Origin of the sequence: Tenacibaculum adriaticum, assembly GCF_008124875.1 — a bacterium.
Classification (GTDB): Bacteria; Bacteroidota; Bacteroidia; order Flavobacteriales; family Flavobacteriaceae; genus Polaribacter; species Polaribacter adriaticus.
This window is the reverse complement of the sequence record NZ_VNIA01000021.1, coordinates 1-1,013: the sequence shown is the minus strand read 5'-3', so window position 1 is coordinate 1,013 and position 1,013 is coordinate 1. Positions and strand designations below refer to the sequence as shown.

At 51.1% G+C, this 1,013-nt stretch carries 1 protein-coding gene; it reads left to right on the top strand.

Annotated features, from left to right (window positions below; all coding sequences use genetic code 11):
• On the top strand, positions 1-1,013 hold a 1,013-nt coding region (locus tag C7447_RS14665; protein ID WP_148871269.1), incomplete at both ends, for an HYR domain-containing protein.

Here is a 1,013-nt window from a genome sequence, read left to right as displayed (position 1 = left end):
TCAACGGATGCCGCAGGAAACACCGCTACGTGTACACAAGTAGTTACAGTAGTAGACAATATCAATCCAACGATCAGTGCTTGTCCATCGGCAGTCACGGTGAATGTAGATGCAGGCACGTGTACCGCAAGTGGGGTAAGTTTAGGAGCAGCCCCAACAGGGACAGACAACTGTGGTGTACCAACGATTACGAATGATGCGCCAGCAACCTTCCCAATCGGAGACACTACGGTGACTTGGACATCAACGGATGCTGCAGGAAACACCGCTACGTGTACACAAGTAGTTACAGTAGTAGACAATATCAATCCAACGATCAGTGCTTGTCCATCGGCAGTCACGGTGAATGTAGATACAGGCACGTGTACCGCAAGTGGGGTAAGTTTAGGAGCAGCCCCAACAGGCACAGACAACTGTGGCGTACCAACGATCACGAATGATGCGCCAGCAACCTTCCCAATCGGAGACACTACGGTGACTTGGACATCAACGGATGCCGCAGGAAACACCGCTACGTGTACACAAGTAGTTACAGTAGTAGACAATATCAATCCAACGATCAGTGCTTGTCCATCGGCAGTCACGGTGAATGTAGATGCAGGCACGTGTACAGCAAGTGGGGTAAGTTTAGGAGCAGCCCCAACAGGGACAGACAACTGTGGTGTACCAACGATCACGAATGATGCGCCAGCAACCTTCCCAATCGGAGACACTACGGTGACTTGGACATCAACGGATGCTGCAGGAAACACCGCTACGTGTACACAAGTAGTTACAGTAGTCGACAATATCAATCCAACGATCAGTGCTTGTCCATCGGCAGTCACGGTGAATGTAGATGCAGGCACGTGTACCGCAAGTGGGGTAAGTTTAGGAGCAGCCCCAACAGGCACAGACAACTGTGGTGTACCAACGATTACGAATGATGCGCCAGCAACCTTCCCAATCGGAGACACTACGGTGACTTGGACATCAACGGATGCCGCAGGAAACACCGCTACGTGTACACAAGT